Annotated in this window: 19 protein-coding genes; 9 read left to right on the forward strand and 10 right to left on the reverse strand. The window is 70.9% G+C overall.

Translation table 11 applies throughout. The features are described from left to right. Positions 1–134: 134 nt before the first annotated feature. Positions 135–809: a hypothetical protein gene (locus ACIBSV_RS07455; protein ID WP_395860213.1), complete on the forward strand. Its 675-nt coding sequence runs from the start codon at positions 135–137 to the stop codon at positions 807–809. Between the two features lie 92 nt (positions 810–901). Then, positions 902–1,066, forward strand: coding sequence for a hypothetical protein (locus ACIBSV_RS07460; RefSeq protein WP_395860215.1), 165 nt, complete (start codon positions 902–904; stop codon positions 1,064–1,066). A 157-nt stretch (positions 1,067–1,223) separates the two neighbouring features. Here the strand turns inward: ACIBSV_RS07460 and ACIBSV_RS07465 are convergent, their stop codons facing one another. Next, positions 1,224–1,445, reverse strand: a complete 222-nt coding sequence (locus tag ACIBSV_RS07465; protein WP_395860217.1) for a hypothetical protein — start codon at positions 1,443–1,445, stop codon at positions 1,224–1,226. Between the two features lie 524 nt (positions 1,446–1,969). Then, positions 1,970–3,217: a sensor histidine kinase gene (locus ACIBSV_RS07470; RefSeq protein WP_395860219.1), complete on the reverse strand. Its 1,248-nt coding sequence runs from the start codon at positions 3,215–3,217 to the stop codon at positions 1,970–1,972. Between the two features lie 631 nt (positions 3,218–3,848). Here ACIBSV_RS07470 and ACIBSV_RS07475 point away from each other — a divergent pair. Then, the gene (locus tag ACIBSV_RS07475) at positions 3,849–5,213 is read left to right on the forward strand and encodes a phosphotransferase (protein WP_395860221.1); all 1,365 of its coding nucleotides are present in this window, start codon (positions 3,849–3,851) and stop codon (positions 5,211–5,213) included. A gap of 353 nt (positions 5,214–5,566) precedes the next feature. After that, positions 5,567–6,850 (forward strand): phosphopyruvate hydratase, encoded by a 1,284-nt coding sequence (gene eno / locus ACIBSV_RS07480; protein ID WP_395860223.1) that lies wholly within the window; start codon positions 5,567–5,569, stop codon positions 6,848–6,850. Positions 6,851–6,919: 69 nt separating this feature from the next. On the opposite strand, the gene ACIBSV_RS07485 is transcribed toward eno, so the two are convergent. The 3 genes from ACIBSV_RS07485 to ACIBSV_RS07495 all read right to left on the reverse strand — a co-directional run bounded on the left by ACIBSV_RS07485 (position 6,920) and on the right by ACIBSV_RS07495 (position 9,962). Beyond that, entirely contained in the window at positions 6,920–8,641 is a 1,722-nt protein-coding gene (locus ACIBSV_RS07485) for a type IV secretory system conjugative DNA transfer family protein (RefSeq protein ID WP_395860225.1), read from the reverse strand. Between the two features lie 301 nt (positions 8,642–8,942). Continuing rightward, positions 8,943–9,563 carry a cysteine dioxygenase gene (locus tag ACIBSV_RS07490; protein ID WP_395860227.1) on the reverse strand — a complete coding sequence of 207 codons (621 nt, stop codon included), beginning with the start codon at positions 9,561–9,563 and terminating at the stop codon, positions 8,943–8,945. Between the two features lie 297 nt (positions 9,564–9,860). Then, positions 9,861–9,962 (reverse strand): putative leader peptide, encoded by a 102-nt coding sequence (locus tag ACIBSV_RS07495; protein ID WP_395860229.1) that lies wholly within the window; start codon positions 9,960–9,962, stop codon positions 9,861–9,863. Between the two features lie 333 nt (positions 9,963–10,295). Here ACIBSV_RS07495 and ACIBSV_RS07500 point away from each other — a divergent pair, with 333 nt between their 5' ends. Next, positions 10,296–10,694: a nuclear transport factor 2 family protein gene (locus ACIBSV_RS07500; RefSeq protein ID WP_395860231.1), complete on the forward strand. Its 399-nt coding sequence runs from the start codon at positions 10,296–10,298 to the stop codon at positions 10,692–10,694. Between the two features lie 84 nt (positions 10,695–10,778). Here ACIBSV_RS07500 and ACIBSV_RS07505 read toward each other — a convergent pair whose 3' ends face one another. Then, positions 10,779–11,783: a YdcF family protein gene (locus ACIBSV_RS07505; RefSeq protein ID WP_395860233.1), complete on the reverse strand. Its 1,005-nt coding sequence runs from the start codon at positions 11,781–11,783 to the stop codon at positions 10,779–10,781. A 240-nt stretch (positions 11,784–12,023) separates the two neighbouring features. Then, complete coding sequence (locus ACIBSV_RS07510; protein ID WP_395860235.1) at positions 12,024–12,518, reverse strand: PaaI family thioesterase; 495 nt, start codon at positions 12,516–12,518, stop codon at positions 12,024–12,026. A 127-nt stretch (positions 12,519–12,645) separates the two neighbouring features. Between ACIBSV_RS07510 and ACIBSV_RS07515 the strand changes: the two genes are divergently transcribed. Then, positions 12,646–13,125 carry a winged helix-turn-helix transcriptional regulator gene (locus tag ACIBSV_RS07515; protein WP_395860957.1) on the forward strand — a complete coding sequence of 160 codons (480 nt, stop codon included), beginning with the start codon at positions 12,646–12,648 and terminating at the stop codon, positions 13,123–13,125. 161 nt (positions 13,126–13,286) lie between these two features. Here the strand turns inward: ACIBSV_RS07515 and ACIBSV_RS07520 are convergent, their stop codons facing one another. Both ACIBSV_RS07520 and ACIBSV_RS07525 read right to left on the reverse strand, forming a co-directional pair. After that, on the reverse strand, positions 13,287–15,377 hold the full coding sequence (locus ACIBSV_RS07520; protein WP_395860237.1) for a SpoIIE family protein phosphatase: 2,091 nt from the start codon (positions 15,375–15,377) through the stop codon (positions 13,287–13,289). Positions 15,378–15,710: 333 nt separating this feature from the next. After that, positions 15,711–16,625 carry a protocatechuate dioxygenase gene (locus ACIBSV_RS07525; protein ID WP_395860239.1) on the reverse strand — a complete coding sequence of 305 codons (915 nt, stop codon included), beginning with the start codon at positions 16,623–16,625 and terminating at the stop codon, positions 15,711–15,713. Between the two features lie 268 nt (positions 16,626–16,893). Between ACIBSV_RS07525 and ACIBSV_RS07530 the strand changes: the two genes are divergently transcribed. Both ACIBSV_RS07530 and ACIBSV_RS07535 read left to right on the forward strand, forming a co-directional pair. After that, positions 16,894–17,157, forward strand: a complete 264-nt coding sequence (locus ACIBSV_RS07530; protein WP_395860241.1) for a hypothetical protein — start codon at positions 16,894–16,896, stop codon at positions 17,155–17,157. Positions 17,158–17,248: 91 nt separating this feature from the next. Beyond that, a complete protein-coding gene (locus ACIBSV_RS07535; protein WP_395860243.1) occupies positions 17,249–17,659 on the forward strand; it encodes a hypothetical protein in 411 nt (136 codons plus the stop codon). Positions 17,660–18,107: 448 nt separating this feature from the next. Here ACIBSV_RS07535 and ACIBSV_RS07540 read toward each other — a convergent pair whose 3' ends face one another. Next, positions 18,108–18,704, reverse strand: a complete 597-nt coding sequence (locus tag ACIBSV_RS07540) for a hypothetical protein (protein ID WP_395860245.1) — start codon at positions 18,702–18,704, stop codon at positions 18,108–18,110. Between the two features lie 197 nt (positions 18,705–18,901). Between ACIBSV_RS07540 and ACIBSV_RS07545 the strand changes: the two genes are divergently transcribed. Then, complete coding sequence (locus ACIBSV_RS07545) at positions 18,902–19,654, forward strand: phosphatase PAP2 family protein (RefSeq protein ID WP_395860247.1); 753 nt, start codon at positions 18,902–18,904, stop codon at positions 19,652–19,654. Positions 19,655–19,861: the final 207 nt, after the last annotated feature.

Raw genomic sequence — 19,861 nt, forward strand, 5'->3', positions numbered from 1 at the left:
CGAAGAGCCCGGCCGGGCACCTGCCGTCGACCTCGGTCACAACGACATGCCGGCCGGCTCCCGGAGGGCACGCTTAGACTCGAAGGTGCGGCGTAGCACGGGGCTCGCCGGGCAAAGAACAAGGGTGGAACCGGATGGACTCCCAACCGGCCGACGGGTGGACGCAGAATGACGAATACCTCTGGTACACCTGCGACATCGTGGCCGATGTCGTCACCGGCCAGGCGCACCGCCGCCCGCTCGTAGCGAGCACGGCCCGGATCGAGGCGGGGGAACGCGTACTCGCGACCGGGCCGGGGGATCAGTTCAGACTGCGCGCGGTGGGCAATGGCAGTTACCGCAGCACCGGCGTGGCCGCAATCGGCAAGCCGGGGTTCGTGGTGGGCGCGCTGGCCCTGAACGCCCTGGGCAACGCGGCGCGCCGCAAGCGTGCGCAGCAGGACACCGTCCCACGTTGGGTGCACGACGGCGGCGGCGAACTGACCATCACCCAACTGTCGGCGTATCTCGCTCATCCCCGCAATCCGCTGAGCCTCGGCTTCACCGGTCTCGACCAGATCGACCTGCCCGAGCCCGGCGTCTTCGAGGCCCGCTACCACGACATGTACGGCAAGGGCTACATGTGCGTGCGCGTCACCACCCCGTGGGCGTCGCTGATGTTCGCCCTGGCAGCCCTGGCGGCGTTCCCGGCACACCCCCGGCTCCTCGGCGGCACCTGGCTCCCTCCCGGTTTCGAGGCGCGCTGCGCCCACTTCGGCCGAGCGGTACGCCCCGTGCAGCAACTGGTGCTGACCCAGGGCCAGGGGTAGCGCCGTATCAGGCAACGTTCGCCCTGTGTTCGAGGCGGGAAACGGTCCTCAGCCATCGGCGAACGGGCAGTGATCAGGCACGGCGAGACCGCATGGAGCCGGACCGGCCGGCATGCCGGCCGCAACGCGTGGCCGACCAGCAGGTGGTCGACGAGTTCGCCTTGTCCTTCGAAGACGCGGGAGAACCGCTGCTGGATGCAAATACCGAACCTACCCACGCTTTTACCGGCGACCGGCACTACGACGTGTACGCGTAGCCGCTGCCGTCCCGAGGCCGGCCGACATCCGATCCCCGGGAGGGTCGGGGATTTCGCCTGCGTTCGTCGCGCCTCGAAGGGCCCGCCGTCCCGCTCCTTCGGCGGCCACCGAAGGAGCGGGAGGAACCCGGCGCGGGAAGGAACCGGCGCGGGAGGATCAGTGCGTGTAGAGGTAGAACCAGCCCTGGGAACCCGACGTGCAGAAGAAGTTCGGGCCCCAGAGTTGAATGCCCGCCTGGCCGGCCGCGTTGCATTCGGCATACGTGGTGTAGACGCCACTCACATGGAACTCGCCGCCGGCGCTCGCGGAGGTCGCGGCGCAGATGGGGAACAGAACCGCCGCAACGACGGCGACGAGCAACCCGATGCGTTGTCTCACGTGCCAACTCCTTTTGCCTGGACGCGATCCGCCTGCTCGTCGGCTCGTGTCGGAGATGGTGCGATGCCACCCGCATACTACGGACGCAACACCGGAAAGGTCTAGACCAACCAAGGTCCAGACCTTCCGGGGTACGGCCCCGACCACGGCAACCCACCCGAGCGGAGCCGTTCTCGGCGTCACACGGACGATCGATCGGGCGAGGGAACGACCCTCGGTGTCCGTGCACCTGTGGTTCGGCGATCGCCCGCCTCGTCAGGCCGCCAGGTGTCGTGCCGGCGGGTTCCAACTGGAGTCGAATGGAGTCGAAGCCCAAGTGGGCACCCTCGCCGCGGAATTGCTCGGGGACGCCGGTCTGGCGCAGGGTCGGACGGGTACGTCCACCGCCCAGGTGGCTCCTCAAATCCTCGTGGTGTCCCGTGCTTTCGAAACGTGGACCCGCGCACCGACACGAACTCATCGCGACCCGCGGCGGCTCGCCCCGCCGGTTCCGCGACAGGCGGGCGTGGACGGTGACACCACGCTCAGCCCCACGGCAGGTGGGCGCGTACCTCGAAACCGCCGTCCGGGGTGGGGCCGCAGGCGAGGGTTCCGCCGGCCAGGGTGGCGCGTTCGGTCAAGCCGATCAGGCCCTGACCGGAGCCCGGCACGTGCGGCACCTCGCCCGGCGGCGCCGGGTTTCGCACGCACACGGTCAGGCCCTCGCCGGGTGCGCCCGCGACCGTGACCGTGGTCTCGGCTCCGGGGGCGTGCTTGCGGGCGTTGGTCAGTGCCTCCTGGGCGATGCGGTAGGCGGTGCGGCCGACGGAGGCGGGTACGGTCGCCGCGTCGGTGACCTCGTGGGTCAGAGTGATCCTCATGCCGGCCTCGCGCGACTCGGCGACCAGACCGTCCAGCGCGGCGAGCGTCGGCTGGGGCCGGCCGCCGGGGTCGTCGGCATCGCCCGTGCGCAGCACACCGATGATCTCCCTGAGATCCTGCAGGGCCTCGTGGGCGCTCTCCCGGATGACCCCGGCCGCGCGCGCGACCTGCTCGCGTGGCGCGTCCGGCCGGAACTCCAGCGCGCCGGCGTGCACGCTCAACAGGGTCAGCCGGTGCGCGAGGACGTCGTGCATCTCGCGGGCGATGGCCTCGCGGGCAAGGCGCTGCGCCTGCTCGGCCCGCAACCGCGCCTCCGCCTCGGCGCGGCGGGCCCGGTCCCGCAGGCTGAGCATGAGTTGCCGCTTGGCGCGTACAAACATGCCCCAGCCGATGACCGACAGAGTCAACAGCACGGCGAACACCACGACGCCGAGGTACGACAGATCGGGATCCGGGCGCAGCCGGTAGAACACCGGGACCAGCGCGAGTTGCAGACCGCCCACCCACGCCACGTACCGGAAGGGACGGTGCACCGTGAGGGTGAACAGCGCGATGAGGGCGGCGCCGCCCGCGGCGGTGGAGACAAGACCGACCGGGATCATGGCGACGGCCAGTCCCAACGGCCACCGGCGGCGAAACCAGACCGCGCCACAGGCCAGAACACCCAGTGCCAGGTCGGCGACCACGAGGCCGCGTGGCAGATCCGACTCCTGCAGAGCGTCGACGGCGGCGAGGCCGATACCGACGGCCACCAGGAAACCGCAGGTGTCGACGATCCAGTCGCGGGCCGTGCGGCGGGATCGACCGTGCCCGCTCCTGTCGGGATCGAGCTGGTCCACCACCGCGGATGGCAGCCACCACCGCCGCTCGCCGAACGCTCGTGGCTCCGGCACCGTCGTGTCATCTTTCATGGTCGACAAAAGTACGCAATGGTCCTGCGCACAACGGCTCGACCTCCCGAAGTCTCCGCCCGACGACATTCACGGCGAGACACGGTCCGGACCGTGCAAGCCCGGCCGGCGACGCACAGCGCCGAATGCCGTGTCCCGGAGGACCCTTCGCGCAAAGTCGCGCGAGCACGGCCGCATGCGGTCGGGGGTGGGTCCGCGGTGGTGGCGTGGCGCACCGAGCGCCGTTCTCTCGAACGGATGTGACGCTCTCGTTCGAGTGAATCTCTCGTCGGTGCCGGTGATGTCGATCCAGGCCCGGGCGCCCGGATGCGCACCGGCTCGAGGTGTTCGCAGAGGTTGTCCGGGCGCGTCTCCGCACGGGGAGTCGCCCGTTCGGTCACTTCTCCCCGTCGCCTCATCCATGTCACAGTTCCTCCGGTTTCTCTCGTCTCGTGAGAGCCGGTTCCCAAGTCCGGAGGGTGAACGGGGTCATGCGGGTGTTCGCGGCAAGTCGTGCCAGGGGCCTCGGGCGGCCGACGCCCCGGCCGTGGCGCGAGGGCCACCGGGTGAGCGCCGGCACGGCGAGCACGACCGGCCGTGGCTGTGGTCGCAGCCGGGCACGGCGGTTCCGGACCCGGCGAGGGGGGCAGTGGTGAGACCGGCACCGGCCGCACCCGAAGACGGCCTTTCGCCGCCGGAGATCGACGTCGTCCGCCACCTGCTGGGCATGGCGGTCAACGACTCGCCTGCCGATTTCCCGTATGGCGAAGGCCTTCCCACTTCGTACGCGGAGGTGCTCACCGACGCGTACGAGAGTGCGGGGCTGGGAAATTTCCCGCTTTCGGGCAGGCCCCCCGTCCGCGGGGCCTTCAGCACCGGGGTCGTGGCGCTGACCACGAAGGGCTATGTGGTCGGGCAACGGACCAGCGAGAACTACCGCCCCACACATCCCGTCCTGCAGGCGGAACCGATCGTGACGACGCCGCAGGCACTGCGTATCGCCAACGGGCAACGACCGGGACTCACCCCTCGGTTGTTCCACCACGAGGACGAGAAGCTGATCGTGACCAGCTTCGAGTTCGGGACACACCCGCGGAGGGACCGCGACCCGTCCGGCACCGTCGTTCGTCGACTGCTCCTCCAGGGACTGCCCCAGGCGTTGACCGACTTCACGACGATACGGATCCCGCGAGAGGTACGACGCCACCAGAACGTGGACTCGACCGTGGCCATGATCGACCGCGCGCGAACCGTGCGCCGCAGTCGCTTCAGCGAGGAACAACTGCGTGGGACGGCCACCTTCGGAATCGACGACGCCCTCCTGGACGACCTGGGCGATCGAGCCGCCGCGTTCACCCCGCGTACCCCCGGCATCCTGCACAACGACCTGCACTACGACAACATGCTGGTGCGGCCGGTGCCGCGAGACGGTCGGATGCCGAGCAGGCCGGTCTGCCTGCTGGACCTGCAGTTCGTGACCGAAGGCGACCCGGTACAGGACCTCGCGTGTGCCGCGGTCAAGCTCGACTGCACGAGGGACGAGGTCGCCGATCTGGCCGTCGGCTGGGCCCGTCGGCTGGATGCCGGCAGAACGTCCGGGATCGAGCACGACCTTCCCGCCGCCATGGCGGCGGTCTCCGCGACGCAGTCGACGGTGCTCATCCCCAACGTGATCAAGGCCGTGCGAGAGGCCGCCGAACGTGATCGGTCGAGTCTTGAACACACCCTCGACGAGGCCGCCCGAAAGATCCAGGCCTGCGTGGCACCGGCCATGGAGTACGGCCGCGACGCACGGGTCACCACCGCCTGGGTCCGCGACCGCCTCGGCGGCACGCTCCCCCGGAACCCCGCGATGATCCCGGTCGTGGGATTTTGGCCGGTCACCAGTCCACATCGTGCGTCGCCGGCGCCCGTCCTGCCCGGTTCAACGGAACACGCTTCCCACACCCCTCGACTCGCCCCGGAGCAGCGAGCGCGGAACACCCGAAGCGACCCCATCTCCGGGTGGCAGGCGTAACCGACGTCTTCATCGCGGCGGACGCCGACGGCTCTCCACCCGAGGAGGTCGGGGGCGCCGCGTCCGGGCCCGTCGCGGAAATGTATTGCGTGGGGTACGCGTTCCACAGCGCCGGGCGCGAGCGTGGTCTGCCCGAGGGGTGCGGAGCTGCCGATGAGCGATCGCCATCATCGAAGAACGCACGGGAATTCGGCTGTCCCGACTGTCCGAAAGCACCTGCCCCGACCGCTGCGTGAGCTCCGTTCACCGGCCTGGATAGGGTGGCCGGCGAGGCACGGCGATGAAGCCGTTGGACCACCGGCATCACGTCACCCGGACCGACGGGCGCGCAGCCGACGACAGTGGGAGAGAACATGACTGCGATTGGCCGTGTCGTGGGACGCGAAGTCATCGACAGCAGGGGCAACCCCACGGTGGAGGTCGACGTCCTGCTGGAGGACGGTTCGCTGGGCCGTGCGGCTGTTCCCTCCGGTGCCTCCACCGGCGCGAACGAAGCCGTCGAACTCCGCGACGGCGACGAGGCCCGGTTCCACGGCAAGGGTGTACGCCAAGCCGTCGACGCGGTCAACGGTGCCATCGCCGAAGCACTCGTCGGGCTCGAGGCCGAGGACCAGGCCTTGGTCGACGAGGCCATGATCGCCCTCGACGGCACGCCCAACAAGGGCAGGTTCGGAGCCAACGCGATCCTCGGTGCGTCGTTGGCGACCGTGAAGGCCGCCGCCGCCGCGCATCGGCTGCCGCTGTACCGCTATGTCGGAGGCGCCGGCGCACGGCTGCTGCCGGTGCCGATGATGAACATCATCAACGGTGGCGCGCACGCCAACAACGCGCTGGACTTCCAGGAGTTCATGATCGCCCCGATCGGCGCGGAGAACTTCTTCGACGCGGTGCGGATGGGCTCCGAGGTCTTCCACACCCTGCGCAAGTCCCTGTCCGACGCCGGTCACAGCACCGGGGTGGGCGACGAAGGCGGCTTCGCCCCCTCGCTGAGCACCGCGGACGAGGCGCTGCAGTTCGTCGTGGACGCCATCGAGAAGTCCGGCTACACGCCCGGGGATGACATCACGCTGGTGATGGACCCGGCCTCTTCGGAGTTCTTCCGGGACAACGTCTACGACTATGCCGGGGAGGGCGTCAAGCGCTCCATCGAGGAACACGCCGAGTACCTCGCCGGTCTGGTCTCCCGCTACCCGATCGCCTCGATCGAGGACCCGATGGCGGAGGACGACCTCAAGGGCTGGAAGCTGCTCATGGACGTGCTGGGCAGCAAGTGCCAGCTCACCGGTGACGATGTCTTCTGCACCAACGTCGACCGGCTCCGCGACGGCATCCGTGACGGGGTGGCCAACTCCATCCTGGTCAAGGTCAACCAGATCGGCTCCCTCACCGAGACGCTGACCACCGTCGACGCCGCGCACAAGGCCGGCTACACGGTGGTGATGTCGCACCGTTCCGGCGAGACCGAGGACACCACGATCGCCGACCTCGCCGTGGCCACCGGCTGCGGCCAGATCAAAACCGGTTCGCTGTCGCGTTCGGACCGCACGGCCAAGTACAACCAGCTGATCCGGATCGAGGAGGAACTCGGCTCCCAGGCCCGGTACGCCGGCCGTTCTGCGCTGTACGTGCGCGGCTGACGATTCCTCGAACAACGCCCCACGTGGCCCGGCCGCCGGTCGCACCGGTGGCCGGGCGGTGAAGACCGGTCACCCCCTTGGGGCGTGGCGGGCGAGCGAGGCGCGGATGGCGTTCGCGCGTGGGCCCTCCCACCAGGGCACGGTCTTGACCAGGACCGGAGGGGTGCCACTCATCAGCACGAGCGCGCGACCGCGCGGCAGCGCGGCGAGGTCGGCGATGTCGAGTACCGATTCCGGGCGGGATGCCCGGGTGGTCGACTGGGTCCACAGAGCCGGGGACGTACTCGACGTACTGGTGGTGGCCGGCTCGAACATGCCCGCCGCGGCGGAGAGTTCGCCGAGGAGGCGGGTATCGGCGACGCCGCCGCCGTAGACCCGGACGTTCGCCGCGCCCCACAGCTTGGCCATGCCGTGCTCACCCCAGACCGCCACGCCCTGTGCCCAGGACTGGAGGATCGTCATCATCAGGATGCCACGCGACCCGTAGTGGCTGTACATGGTGGGGAGTTCCTTCCAGGGGCAGACGTTCGCCGCCTCGTCCAGGACGAACACCGCGGGCACCGGCAGTCGGCCGCCGGGACTCTCGATCGCCACGCCCTCCGACGCGTAGGCGATCGCCGTGGTCAGCGCCAGGACCAGTGGGGCGGCCATCTTGTTCGTTTCCTCGGACAGCAGGTAGATGGTGCCGCCCACGGTCGACGCGAAGGCGTTGTGCGAGAACTGTGGGCGTGAGGCGTCCTCGTTCGGCGTCACCCATTGGGTGACCTCGGCCGCGGACAGGAACGACGCCATTTGCAGAGCCGTGCCGTACACGCCCGCGCGTTGCGCGGATGGAGCCTGATGGACACTTTCGACGGCGTTCGCCACCGTGTGGTGGCCGTGGTGGCGCAGGATCCGGCTGGGCGTGTCGTCGTTGGGGCGGGTCAGCCACCCGTACACGTCGGTGATGGGCCGGTCGTCGATCGAGGCGGCGAGCATGAGGTGGCCGAAGAGATCCTGTCCGGCGGGTTCGAAGTAGCCGTCGCTGCGGACGTGCGAGCCCCGATTGACGCTCGCGAAGATGGAGGCGAGGACGACCGCCTTCACCACGTTGTCGCCGATGAAGGTCAGGGGGTTCCACCACCATGACGCCGGTTCCCCGGCCTGTCCTTGCGGGTCGAACACCCAGACCGGGCCACCGCGGGCCCGTACGCCCCGGGTCGCATCCAGGATGTCGCGCTTGTTCGAGGTGACGACCACGCTCCCGGGCGCGGCGACGACGGCGGGGATCGCCCTGGTGGCGGTCTTGCCCGTGCGCGGTCCCCAGATGTCGACGTGCATGTCCTCCCACGATCCCCACAGTTCCCGGTTGCCGCGCACCGTACGTCCCACGAGCAGGCCGGGGCCGGCATCGCGGGCCACGCCCATGCGCAGCGCCCTCGCGCGGGCGGCACGTCCCGTCGTGTGTCGCAGGTCGCCGGCTCGCGCCAGGTACCGCGCGGCGCGATCGACCCTCGGCCGGTCGGCCCGAGCGCGGATCAGGGCGGTCGCACCCGCGCCCAGCAGGCCCAACTCCCCCACGGCGACGAGCGTCGCCGGTACGCCGGGCCATGAGTAGGTGCCGGCGAGCCACTCGAGGACGAACCTCGGGGGGAAGGCGGCGGGACGCGGCCGGGTGCCGTCCGCCCACGTGATGACGAATGCCGCCGACCAGAGCCAGCAGCAGACCAGCAGGGCGGCTGCCGGCAGCGCGGCCAGCATGATCATCTCGGTGTGCGGCGAGGGGCCACGTCTGGTGGTGGTAGCGCTCATTGCGGAGTGATCCGATCGGTGAAGCGGCTGACGGCGCCCGGACGCGCGGCAGCACGGGAAGTCGGTGCACGATGGCTTCGCCCGCACGCCGGCACGAAGGCCCCTCGACCGCGAGGGAGGCGGCGAGCGCGTCGTGTCGAGCGGGCGGAAGTCGACAAGGAAGGCGGCTACGGGTCGAAGCGACGACAGCTGTGGCTACGGCGACAGCGCGTAGCGGATACGAGAAAACGACACCAGGGCCGGGAACGCCGAGGCCGATCCTCCGCGCCCGCGCCCGATCCGGGCCTGCCCGCCACCGTCGTCACCAGTCCGTCGCGTTCTCGATGGTGGTCAGGGTGAGCCGGTTGCCGACCCGCAGATAGTGGCGCATCGAGGGAAGCGCGGGACTGTACACGTGGACCGAGATCGCGTGTTCGACATCGGAACGGTTGCGTACGTCGTGCACGTGCGATGCGCCGAAGGCCCGCCCTCGGCCCGCGCGCAGAAGCCGCGCTTCCGGTTGCCGGGGCTCCAACTCGACCGCGCCTCCCACAACGATGGGCAGGCTCCGTACCCGCAGGACCTGCTCGGTGAGTTCACCACGCGCCACCGCGAACGCGCCCCGTGCCCCGCCGTGGTCGTGAAAGCCGGTCGAGGAACCCGGTGGCCATCCGATCAACCACGCCTCGCCACCGCCCGGCACAGGGAGCCGCGACCAGGTGCGTTGCTCGGGGTCCAACCGCAGGGTGGAGACAAGTTCCCGGTCTCTCACCGCGGTGAGCACGAAGTCCAGGGACGATCGCGTCGACGGATGCGATGGAGCCGCGGCGGCCACGGCGGCCGAGGTCTGCGAGCCCAACCCGTCGACGTCGGGTCCGGGTAGTCCGGGAAGTCCGGACGATCGGGGCGTGAAGTTGTCGGAGGCAACGGAGTCTGTACGCATGCAACGTCCTCGAAAGGGGTGCTGCGCGCTGTTGCTGCCGCATGCCCTCCACCCTTCCGCCCACGCACACGCGTCGCGTGTCGGGGTCGGGCGTGGGCGGACGTCTCGTCGCACCGAAGGGCGGCCCGGATACCGGGTCGGCCGGACGGCGTCAGGAGGTGCGTGAGGGCACGTCGCTTGCACTTCGCGGCGAGGCGAATCCTCGTTGCGGATCGTTCGGTCCAGGCGATGGACCGCGGCGAGATGCGAAGTGCGCGCGTCGGCAAGTGGGGCGCGCGAAAAGGGCCGGGGCTCAGGTCAGCGCGAAGCGCGACACAGACACCCGGCGTACCTGAGAAGGTCCAGGTGGATGCGCCCAACGAGGATTTCGTGACTGCTCACGCTCACGGACACAATCACGCAGGTTCAGCACAGTCAAATCGGCTTGCTCCAACTGCCTGCCTTCGAAGCAGAGTTGGCGATTTCCGGCTGCTCCGCGGCAGGCGAGTCCGCATGCAGGCCCACTCGTCCTCCTCCTGAGGGCGACCGACTCGCTCCCTGCGACGGGCCCGCCCGCCGGGGCCGGCCGCAGCCGCGCGAGCCGGGGAATCTGTCGCTCACCCGCATCGGTGTACGTGGTGTTTGTTTTGTACTGAGCGATCCAATATGGTGTCGGCACGTGCTCGTGCGGCACGAACCCTGTTGTGGCAGGTGCCTACTTCGGCACGTGCCTTTTCGAAGGAAGGTTGGGCCATGAGCGAGACCAGGGCAGTCGTCGAGGAGTTCTTCCGTCGCGCCGGGGCCGGTGACTTCGCGCGGATGCCGGAGTTGTTCGCCGAGGAGGTCGACTGGGACGTCTACGGCGCCGAGGAGGTGCCATGGATCGGTCGCCGCACCACGCGGGCCGAGGTCGCCGACTTCTTCGACATCCTTCCCCGGCACCTCAAGGCCGAGGAGTTCGCCATCCACCAGGTCGTCGTGGACGGCGAGGACGCGGTCGCCCTCGGCTACATGCGACAGGTGGTCGTGACCACCGGCGACCTGTTCGTCTCCCCGTTCGCCTTCCGCTTCACGGTGCAAAACGGCCTGATCACTCGCTACGTCACCTACGAGGACAGTCTGAACCTGGCCCGCGCGTTCGGCGTGGTCTGACCGGCCGAGCCGCATCCGGCCGGGGATCGGTGCGGGATCACCGGCGCGGGCCGTCAAACCCGGGCCCGCGTCGCGCGGCGGCTTTCAGCGCCACAGCCAGGCGGCCACTCCGGATACGGCGATGAGCAGGCACACGCCGAGGTTGACGACCTTGTAGGTCAGGAACACCGCGACGAACTCGCGGATCGTCGCGCTGGGGCGGAAGTACGAAGCCGTCGGCGCGCCGACCACTTGGCCGCGCACCCCGGTGCGGCGCGCGAGCAGGGCGGCGCGGAAGGCGTGGAAGTTGTTGGTGACGATGACGCACCGGTAACCGGGGTCGGCGGCCGTCATGATCGCCTTGCTGAAAAGCAGGTTCTCCTCGGTGTTCCGCGAACGGTCCTCGCGCACGATGCGTTCCGCGGGGAACCCGCCTGCGACCAGGTAGTCGGCCATCGCGTGTGACTCCGGTAGGTCCTCGTCGGGGCCCCGGCCGCCCGACGTGATGAGCACGGGCTGGTTCCCGCGTGCGACTTGGGCCTCGAAGAGGGTTCGCGCGCGATCGAGCCGACTGGCCAGCAGGGGTGGCACCTTCTCGCCGCCGACGAGGCCGGAGCCGAGTACGACCACGAAGTCGACCGAGCGGCGCACCCGCAATCGCTCGTAGAGGAAGGCGTATCCGACGAAGCACAGAAGCAGGAAGGACACGTAGCCGACCACCAGAACGACGGTGCCCGAGACCACGATCAGCGTACGCGAGCGGGTGACCGTGGCCGTCACGAGAAGTGCGATCACGGCGACGATGGCCAGCCCCGTCAACAGCGAGAGCAGGTTGGCGGGACGGATGCCCTCCCGGCGCACCATCGTCACGCCGTTGGACACCAGCGCGCCGGCGAGCACGAGCACACCCACGGCCGGAGCGAGCAGGAGGAGCACGGTCAGCACCGCCACGAGCGGCCGTGGTATCCGGCTCAATTCACCGATCAGCCCGACGATGAGGGCGACGAGGGCCAGGCCGAGATACACGGCGTTGCCGAACCGGCGGCGGTCCCTCAGGACTCCGACGAGGAAGAGCACAAAGAACAGCGCGGCAAAGGCGTAGGCGAACACCGCCGAATCCTATGCAGCGCGACCCACCCCGCTCGCAGGGCACACCCGGGGCGCCGACCGGCGACGGCAACCGGCCGACCGTCACGTCCACCAATCCGGGAGGCGGGTCCCTGCGGCCCCACCCTCCCGGGCCTGCGGAGCGCCGGGCGAAGGCGACGAGGCTTCCTCCGATATCGGTCGGATCACAGTGCCGGGACCGAGGGCTCGGCACCTCCCCGTCGGCCCGCGCTGCCCGCGCGGTCACGCCCCCGGGATCGGGAAGATCATGCAGCTACTCGTCGCGTGCGCGAGGAGACGGTCGTTCGCGTCCAACAGCTCGGCCTCCGCGAGCGCGGTGCGCCGGCCTTGGCTGCGCACCCGGCCCACGGCGCGAATCCGGCCGGTGTCGAAGGTGATCGGACGCAGGAACTTCGTGGACAGGTCGAGCGAGGTGTACGCCATGCCCGCGGGCAGCGTCGTGTGCACCGCGCAACCGGCCGCCGAGTCCAGCAGGGTCGCGTACACGCCGCCGTGCACGCTCCCGATCGGGTTGTAGTGCTCCTCGCCCGGCGTCATGGAGAACACCGCGCGCCCGTGCTCGACCTCATCGAGGGTGAAGTCGAGGGTGGCGGCTATCGGCGGCCCCGGATACCTGCCGGCGATCATCGCCTTGAGGAAATCGAGGCCGGCCATGGAGGCGGCGGCGCCTGCCGTGATCGCCGGGTCGTCCCGCGTATACGTCCGCGACCTGCCCATGCCCGTCCTCCGTTTCCTTCCCGGCCGTGCCGTGGCGCGACGGGCTGTCCTGTGCCGTGACCGGCGCCGCGGCCGGCACCGACTGACTGCGGTTTCCGAAGTCAGGTGTCACACTACTCCCATGGACCTGGAGTGGCTGGACATCGACCCCGCGCAGTGCCCGGTCCGGCGCACGCTCGACCTGGTGGGAGAGAAGTGGTCGCTGTTGATCCTGCGGGACGCCGTCAACGGTGTGCGCAGGTTCGACGACTTCCGACGCCACGTCGGCTTGTCGGAGGCCGTGCTCACCGACCGACTGCGCAAACTGGTCGCCGGTGGTGTGCTCGCGACCCGGCCCTACCGCGAGCCCGGAGCGCGCACGCGCAACGAGTACCGGGTCACCGCCAAGGGCTGGGACCTGTGGCCGGTGCTGCTGGCCCTCAAGGAGTTCGGCGAGAAGCACTGGGCCGATCCGGCGGGGCCGATGCTCGACGTAGGGCACCGCGACTGCGGAGCGCCGGTCCGCGTCGTCGTCGAATGCGCCGAGGGGCACCCGCATCTGACGCATCGTGATGTGACGGCACGACCGGGACCGGCCGCCCGTCCGCTCACCAGACCCACCCGCTGAGCGCCCGTCCGCACCCTCCACCGACGCACCACACGCTTCCCCACGCAGGGCGGCTCGCCGGAACAGCCCCGAGGGGGAACCCACCTCGGCCGAGTCACGCTGTCGAGTCCCCGACCCGATGCGGGGGCTGCTCGGAGTCGTCCCCCGCGATCGCGCCCGGTTCACCTGTCGCCGAAGGCGGCCAGGAGGTCGTCCTCGGACGGCGCGGCGGTCGGCGGCGCGGGGGTGGTCGGTAGTTCGGTCCAGATGGTCTTGCCGGTGCGGTGGTAGCGGCTGCCCCAGCGGGCGGTGAGCTGGGCGACGAGGAACAGGCCGCGCCCGCCCTCGTCGGTGTCGCGGGCTCGGCGCAGCCGGGGTTGGGTGTTGCTGGGGTCGGAGACCTCGCACACCAGCATGCCGTCGTGGATGAGCCGCACACCGACGGGCCCGCCCGCGTACCGGATGGCGTTGGTGACCAACTCGCTGACGACGAGTTCGCAGGTGTACGCGAGTTCCCCGAGGCCCCAGTCCGCGAGCTTGCTCGTGACCAACTCCCGGGCGCGGGAGACCTGGGCGAGGTCGGCCGGCAGTTCCCAGCGGGCCACCGCGTCGTCGGGGACGCCGCGAGTACGCGCGAGCAGCAACGCGACGTCGTCGTCACGCCGCGGATCGAGGCGGGCCAGCACGGCGGCGCCGATGGCCTCCAGCGGCCGGTCCCGGTTCTCGGCCGCGACCGCCGCGAATTCGTCCAGACTCGCGGAGGGGTCGGTGTCCCGTCGCTCGACGAGCCCGTCGGTGTAGAAGGCGAGCAGCGAGTCGGGCGGCAGCTCGATCTCGACGGCCTCGAACGGCAGTCCACCGACGCCGAGCGGAGGCCCCGGCGGCACCTCGGCGAACCGCGGGTCCATGCCTGGGCGCATCACCAGCGGCGGCGGGTGTCCGGCACTGGCGATGGCGAGGGTACGGCCGATCGGATCGTAGACCGCGTACTGGAACGTGGCGCCGAGTGCGGCGAGTTCCGCGGTCGCGTCGTCGGGATCGTGCTCGGGCCAGTAGCTGAGCACCAGGTCGTCCAGGTGTCCGATCAGCTCGTCGGGCTCCAGATCCAGGTCGGCGAGGGTCTGCACGGCGGTACGCAGGCGCCCCATCGCGGCGGTTGCGCCCAGCCCGTGGCCGACGACGTCCCCGACCACGAACGCGGTGCGCATCGAGGACAGCGGGATCACGTCGAACCAGTCGCCGCCCACCCCCGCGTCGCCCTCGGCGGGACGGTAGGTGCCGGCGGTTTCCGCGGCCGCGGTGCGGTTGACCAGCCGGGGCAGCAACGATCGCTGCAGGGCCACGGCGGTGCGGTGCTCGCGCGTGTAGCGGCGCGCGTTGTCCACGCTGAGCGCGGCGCGCGAGGCGATCTCCGCGAGCAGGGTCGCGTCGCGGTCGTCGAAGGCGGGTCGGTCGCCGGTGCGCCAGACGGTGATACCGCCCAGGATCAGCCCGCGGACCAGCAGCGTGGCGACCATGGACGAGGACGCCACCGCCGGAATGATCGTGTCCAGCGTCTCCGGATCCAGGTTGAGGGACGCGCGCAGTTGTGCCATGTCGGTGGCGCGGACCGGGACGCCCTCGGCGAGCGGACCGAGCATCGGGCTTTCCGGAAACTGCGGCAGTCGGTCGCCGACGCCCAGCATCGGGGCGGGCCAGCGGGTGCCCGGCCGGGCGGCGACCGCGACCCGCAGCAGGGCGAGCTGATTTTCACCGGTCGGGCGGGGCTCGTCCCCGTGCAGGACGGGCTCGGTCAGATCCACGGAGGCCAGGTCCGCGAAGTCCGGCACCAGCACGTCGACGAACGCCCGGGCCGCCGCGTCCAGGTCCAGACTCGCGCCGATGTCGACCGCCGCCGTGTGCGCCAACTCGTGGTGTTCGCGGGCCCGAGCCTCCGGGTCCCGCGCATCGCCGGCGGCGCGCCGAACCGGCAGCAGCAGGACCAGTCGGGCGCTGGGGACGAGGTTCGACCTGTCCGGGCCGTGGTCGGAGAGCGGCGTCGTCAGGGAACGAGCGTGCACCGGCCCCAGGGCGCCCGGGATCGTCACCCGCGCGCCCGGCCCGCGCCCGGGCACCGCGCGCAGCGCCGCGGCAGCGGCCGGCGGCAACGGATCACCCAACTGTCTCCGCGCGGACGGGCTGCACATGAGGACGTTGCCGTCCGCGTCCAACAGCACCGCCGCGAGGTCAGGGGGGATCCCCTCGTCCGCTTCGACGGCACGCGACGCCCGCATCCTCGGCCCGCCCTGCCTCCCCGAGCCACGGAATCCTTCGTGACGTTCCATTCTCACGCCACCCGACCATCGCCTGCCACCAGAGCCCCGGACCCGCCCGCCCCACCCCGCCTCGGCCGTGCGGGCTCCCGGCCGCCGGGCGCGTCGTTCGATGCCGCCGATGCCGCTGCGCGAGGCGGCGTTCGGCGTCGAGGACGGTGAACGGGCCCGCCGCAGGGGCCGAAGGCGGCGTGCCGTGGCGTCGGCCGAGCCCTGTCGCCCCGATCACGAAATCGTCCGCCGTCGACTGCGGGAACGGCGGTGACGCCCGACGGCGGGCCCCGGACGCCGGACCTACTTGCCGTCCTTGTCGGGATCCGCGGCGAGGGTGATCACGCCCAGATAGCCGTCGCCGTCCTGGACGACCTTGAGGAGCATGGTGGGCTTGTAGATGTTGTCGCCATCGTTGAACGTGTCCCGGCCGGTGTGCTTGGCATACGGCTGTTCGGCGAAGACGGCACTGTTGAGCGCCTCGTCCATCATCAGCTGGGTGGTGAGTGTGCGTGCGTTGTCGACGTGCACCATGGCGTGGACGTGGACGGTACGGCCCCGGTACCAGCCGGGCCAGATGGTGGTGAACTGCACAATCCCCTGGTTGTCGGTCACCTGAGCGCCGCGCAGGTAGCGCTTGTCGTCCTGCGGCGTGAGGTCCCCCTGTGCACCGCCACCGCCTGCGCCCCCGCCCGGCGCTCCCGAGGGGGGTGCGCCGCCGGGCGCTCCGGACGGGGGCGGGCCACCACCCGGACCGCCGCTCCCGCCGCTGGGACCGCCCCCGCCCCCGCCGGAGAGGCTTTCGGCCCCGGAGTAGAGACCGGCCGCGTCGCAGTGCCAGATCTCCACCACCGCGTTCGGGATCGCTTGGCACGTCTCACTGTCCTGGACCCGGACGGCCAGCCGCAGCCGGGCGCCCGCGCGGTCCTCGCGGATGTCGCTGCGGATCTTGTCGGCGTCGAAGTAGTACGGGCCCTGGGTGGTCTGCGGGGTCAGAGCGCAGGTGCCCGCCCCCTCGAACAGTTTCGCGATGTCCTGGGTGCTGCCGGCCTGGGGCGAGACCGTGGCAGTGGCGCCCGTCGTCGTGGTGGCCTGGGCGCTGCCGCCGTTCTTTGCTCCCGAGCAGGCGCTGAGGAGCGCGCCCAGGCCGATGCTGCCGATGCCCGCCAGCGCGGTGCGCCGACTGACGCGTTGACCTTCGTGGTGGTCATGGCTCATGGTCCGTCGACTCCTTCCGAGTCACTCTCGGTCATCGGCAGCGTAGGAACGCAGCATGAGAGCCGTCTGTGAGCCGGATGAGAAACGGATCGTCCGTCGGCGGGCCCTTCGCCGATCCCGACCTCGCCGCGCCCGCCCCGCACACCACGCGTGCGAGCGGACACCGCAACGGGCCACCGTCGCCGTCCTTGTAGGCGAGGCACCCGAACCGCACACGCGGCCGGGTCCGCCGCCGGCGGGACCGGGCGGTTCGACGCACACTCGAATGGTGGAGATCATGTCGGCGCGCGGCTACCTCATCCTCCCCGACCTCGGGGATGTCGAGGTCACCCTCGACCTGTTCGACTGGCCGATCAACGGCGAGACCCTCGCGCGTACGTGGAGCGCGGTCATCGACAACGGCCCCGTCCTGGAGCCCGACACCGAGGGCTTCCTGCGCCTGGACACCGAGCCCGCCGGAATCGGACACCCGTTCGTCGTCATCGCCGCCGGGCACCACGTGACACGAATCAGCGGACGCAGGACCGTGTGACCGGGGCCGCCCCCTCCCGGACCGGGTCGCCCGACCGGATCTGAGTATCCGTACTCTGCCGGGTGCTCGCGTAGACCGGAAAACTGGCGCCATGGACGAAGGACCACGAAAAGCAGTGCCCACGTTCCTGGCGACCCCGGTCCTGGCCGCGATCGCGGCGGCGGCATGGGCCGCATGGCTGGGCTGGGATCAGCACCGCGACGTGCATCCCGACGGTTCGACGACCGGCCCCTACCAGGCCTGGCAGGTGGTCGGGCTCGTACTGACCCTGTTCGCGGCGGTCTGCCGGGCGGCCTCCCGCGGCCATGTCGCGGCGGCGACGATCGGCACCACCACGGGCCTGACCCTCGCCGCCTATCTCGACTGGTCGGACGACTCGAGCGGACTGTACATGGTGGGCGTGACCATGGTCGGACTCGCGAGCGTGGGCGCGACGGGCATCCTCTCCCACCTGGTCGCCTCCGCGAGGCACCAAGCGGGAAGCCGCCGACCGAGGCACTGACCCTTCCCCACGCCGCCGCCCCGACGCCCGCCGGCCCCATTCACGGGGCGGGCGACGCGGGGCCTCGGACCGGGCATCCCGGTCGGGCGTCTCCTCCCCCTCGGTCGGGAGGAGACGCCCACCCACCGCCGGCGATCCCCCGGAGCCCCCGAAGGGGAGGAACCGCCCGCGCCCCACGCCTGCCCCGCCCGCGGCGACCCGCACCCACCCGAACGGGTGAACCACTTCGCCGCGGCGCGTGTCCACCGACGGCCGGCCGGGTTCCCGCACCGAGCAGCGGCACTTCCGCCGCGTCCGGGTCCTCCCTCGGGCGCGGCAGACGGCCGGCCCGGCGCCACTTCCCGTCCCCGGACACGGAGCGGAGTCGAGCGCGATCTCCCCGACGAGTTCGTGAACGACGGCATCGCAGGTTGTCCGTAAGGGAGTTCGGGCGGTCTCGCGAGCGCTCTCAGGACATGAATCCCAGGACTCCGCGGCCCTCGCTCGCCCGTGCCGCGTTCAGCCATTCCGCGCAGTCCTCGATGGCCTCGCGCACCTCCCCGTCGAGTGCGGCCAGTTGCTCGCCGGTGGCGGCGGCGTACTGTTCCAGGGCCTTGGCGCAGTCCGCCGGCGACCAGACTCCGTGCCCCGGAAGGTCGGTGTACGGGAGCGGCGAGGGAAGTCCGTAGCCGAACTCCGAGACCCGAACGGCGTCCACGCCGAGCGACGCGAGCCCTTCGTCGACGCGCTCGAGCCACCCGAACCGGAACGGCGAGAAGTTGTTGCTGTAGATCCGCCGCCCGTGGAAGGCGCAGATCATCCGGTACGCGTAGCCGTACTGGAACGCGTGCCCGTCCGCGAACGGCCCGCCGTCCACCACCGCGGTCAGCGCCTCGTACAGCGTCGGCGCGCCGGCCGCGATCTCGCTCGAGAAATAGTCGTCGTCCCGGGCCATCTCCTGCTTGAAGCGTCCGCCGATGGCCCGGCGCACGCGTACGTCCCCCGACCCCACCACCGCACGCACGGCCGCGGGGTCCGCAATGAACAAAGACAGCGAAAGACTCATGCCGCCAAACCTATCGACCTCGCCCGACACGGCCGCGCCCCTGTGCGGTCGCGAACGGCGCACCCCGAACGCCCGCGTGGACAAGCGGACATGGACCCGCCTGTCCGGGGTGGGCACGGGACTCGGCGTCTGCGCGGACGGCGTGGGAGGTGGTGGCGCGCCCGTGTCGACTCGGGCTTCCGGGGAAGGCGTCGACGGTGAGCACCCACGACCCGTCCCGGGATGGCCTGTCTCGGTCCGATTCACGATTCGGCCTCAGGTTGGTCCTGGTCGCGGGCGCCTTCCTGGTCGGGGTTGTGCCTTTCACGCTCTTGGCGCTGCTGGTGCGCAACTCCTGGTCGCCATTGCAGGCGTTGGACGTCGACATCGCTCGGACGATGGAGGCGTGGATGTCGGCGCGACCGCGTTGGCGCCGACTGGCGCACACGCTCAGCGACTGGGTCTGGGACCCTTTCGTCTTTCGAATTCTGGTGCTTGTGCTCTGCGTGTGGTTGTGGCGGCGCGGTGCCCGCCGGCTCGTCCTGTGGGCGGTCACGGCGATGGTGATCGCGGCGGCGCTCAGCGGCCTGACCAAGGTGGTGATCGCGCGTGCCCGCCCCGAGGACGCCGTCACGAGCGCCCCGGGCGGATCGTTTCCCTCCGGGCATACGTTGACCGCGACCGTCGGCGCGGGCGTGCTGTTGCTGATCCTGCTGCCCGTCCTTCCCCGTCGGTCCCGCCCGGTGGTGTGGTGCGCGACAGTCGTCTCGGCGTTCGGGGTCGGGTGCACCCGTGTGGCCCTGGGCACTCACTACCTCTCCGATGTGGTCGGCGGCTGGATCCTGGGCATCGCCGTCCTGGCCGCCACCTCCGGCGCCTTCGCGTGGTGGCGGCACGACACCGGCCCGCCGGCCCCGGACACGGACGCCGGACTCGAACCGGGAATCCACTCGGCGAAACCCGGGCACTGACGACCGAACGTGGCATCGTGACCGCGCATCGGGAGCGCCGACGAGACGGGGACGACGGACAACGGGGACGACGGACAACGGGGACGACGGCCCCGGGGCCCGCGGCCGCCCCCCCCACCCGGGGGGGGCCCGGGGCCCGGGGGGGGGGGTGGGGGGGGTTCCGGGCCCCGCCCCGGGGCCCGGCCACATTGTTGTACCGATTGTGTG

The sequence above is a fragment of the Embleya sp. NPDC050154 genome (assembly GCF_044460165.1).
Classification (GTDB): domain Bacteria; phylum Actinomycetota; class Actinomycetes; order Streptomycetales; family Streptomycetaceae; genus Embleya.

Bases quoted from the DNA above. Each gene is read 5' to 3' on its own strand.
- ACIBSV_RS07455 (WP_395860213.1), top strand. From the start codon at position 135: ATGGACTCCCAACCGGCCGACGGGTGGACGCAGAATGACGAATACCTC.
- ACIBSV_RS07460 (WP_395860215.1), top strand. From the start codon at position 902: ATGGAGCCGGACCGGCCGGCATGCCGGCCGCAACGCGTGGCCGACCAG.
- ACIBSV_RS07470 (WP_395860219.1), bottom strand. From the start codon at position 3,217: ATGAAAGATGACACGACGGTGCCGGAGCCACGAGCGTTCGGCGAGCGG.
- eno (WP_395860223.1), top strand. From the start codon at position 5,567: ATGACTGCGATTGGCCGTGTCGTGGGACGCGAAGTCATCGACAGCAGG.
- ACIBSV_RS07485 (WP_395860225.1), bottom strand. From the start codon at position 8,641: ATGAGCGCTACCACCACCAGACGTGGCCCCTCGCCGCACACCGAGATG.
- ACIBSV_RS07490 (WP_395860227.1), bottom strand. From the start codon at position 9,563: ATGCGTACAGACTCCGTTGCCTCCGACAACTTCACGCCCCGATCGTCC.
- ACIBSV_RS07500 (WP_395860231.1), top strand. From the start codon at position 10,296: ATGAGCGAGACCAGGGCAGTCGTCGAGGAGTTCTTCCGTCGCGCCGGG.
- ACIBSV_RS07510 (WP_395860235.1), bottom strand. From the start codon at position 12,518: ATGGGCAGGTCGCGGACGTATACGCGGGACGACCCGGCGATCACGGCA.
- ACIBSV_RS07520 (WP_395860237.1), bottom strand. From the start codon at position 15,377: ATGCGGGCGTCGCGTGCCGTCGAAGCGGACGAGGGGATCCCCCCTGAC.
- ACIBSV_RS07525 (WP_395860239.1), bottom strand. From the start codon at position 16,625: ATGAGCCATGACCACCACGAAGGTCAACGCGTCAGTCGGCGCACCGCG.
- ACIBSV_RS07535 (WP_395860243.1), top strand. From the start codon at position 17,249: ATGGACGAAGGACCACGAAAAGCAGTGCCCACGTTCCTGGCGACCCCG.
- ACIBSV_RS07540 (WP_395860245.1), bottom strand. From the start codon at position 18,704: ATGAGTCTTTCGCTGTCTTTGTTCATTGCGGACCCCGCGGCCGTGCGT.